Here is a 1,442-nt window from a genome sequence, read left to right as displayed (position 1 = left end):
CCCCTGGCGAGTCCCCGCCCGGCCTTCCCTTCCTCGAGGGAAGGCCGACGGGAGGTGTGCCTACCGAGCTCCACGCCCGAGCAAAACATGCCTCACGGTGTGGAAAATGATGCCCACGTCCAGGAACAGCGAGCCGTTCTTCACGTAGTACAGGTCGAACTCCAGCTTGTTGCGCGCATCCTCCACGGAGGCTCCGTAGGGGTAGCGAATCTGGGCCCAGCCCGTCAGGCCCGGCTTCACCGCCTCACGCAGCCCGTAGAAGGGAATCTGCTGCTTCAACTGCTCCACGAAGACGGGCCGCTCCGGACGCGGGCCCACGAAGCTCATCTCCCCCATCAACACGTTGAACACCTGGGGAATCTCGTCGATTCGCGTGCGGCGGATGAACTTGCCCACCCGCGTGACACGGTCATCGTTCGCACGAGCCCACACCGCGCCGTTCTTCTCCGCGTCCGTCCGCATGCTGCGGAACTTCCACAAGTAGTACGTCACTCCGCCCAGGCCCGTGCGCTCCTGCCGGTAGAAGACGGGCCCCTTCGAGTCCAGCTTGATTGCCACCGCCACCAGAAGCAGGAACGGTGCCGACAGCGCGAGCAGCAGCGACGCCACCGCCAGGTCGAAGGCCCGCTTGAACGCCCGCCGCAAGGGAGACACCGTCAGCTCGTCCGCGAAGGCGAAGTCGCTCGCGCGGAGGAACTGCACCGGAATCCGCCGCAGCACCCGCTCGCAGAAGCCCGTCGCGTCATACACGCGGCGGCCTTGCAGCCGACAGCTCAGCAGTGAGTCCACCCAGTTGGCCCCGCGCATGTCGTCAGCAGCCTGCACGACATATGCCGCGCCCATCCGGGCCGCCATGTGCTCCAGGGGCTCCTCCGTCTTGCGAGGGTCCACCAGCGCGACGACGCGGTAGCTGCCCTCGCCGCCCGCTTCGATGGCGGTCGCCACCGCGCGGGCCTTGAGGCCGTCGCCGACGATGAGGACCGCGTGCGGCGCCCCCACCAGCGCGCGAATCGACACCCGGACGACGAGGGTGCCAGCCAGCGCGCCCATGGCACCACCGAGCAGCGCGCCCGGAGGCAGCGCGACGGGCAACACCAGCGGGGCCACCAGCATCACCCCGCCCGTCACCATCGCCGTGACACCCGCGGCCTTCAGGAAGCGGTAGCCCCGCGCCCGGTCCTCCGCGGCGACGCGCAAGTCATACAGGTCCAACAGGTACAACGTGAACTGGAACGTGACGACGAAGGCCGCGCCCAGCCCCAGCAGCGTGGGCCACAGCGCCGCCAGCGGCGGCCGCGTCCCAGCAGGCGCGAAGAGTGCCGCACAGGCCGCCGCGCCCATCACGCAGGCCAGTGCGATCGCCGAGCTCTCGGCGAGGAAGAACGTCAGCTTCTTGGCAGAAAAATAATGGTGAAAAACCCGGAGCACATGCCCCTCCAACC

1 protein-coding gene is annotated in these 1,442 nt (G+C 68.3%); it reads right to left on the bottom strand.

The window, feature by feature from the left end; translation table 11 throughout:
- Positions 1–60: 60 nt before the first annotated feature.
- The gene (gene exoE / locus HUW62_RS47230) at positions 61–1,428 is read right to left on the bottom strand and encodes a polyisoprenyl-phosphate hexose-1-phosphate transferase ExoE (RefSeq protein WP_176438187.1); all 1,368 of its coding nucleotides are present in this window, start codon (positions 1,426–1,428) and stop codon (positions 61–63) included.
- Positions 1,429–1,442 lie beyond the last annotated feature (14 nt).

Source organism: Myxococcus sp. AM011, from assembly GCF_013372595.1.
Lineage (GTDB): Bacteria > Myxococcota > Myxococcia > Myxococcales > Myxococcaceae > Myxococcus > Myxococcus eversor.
The sequence above is the reverse complement of the archived record's forward strand: the minus strand, read 5'-3'. Positions and strand labels throughout refer to the sequence as shown.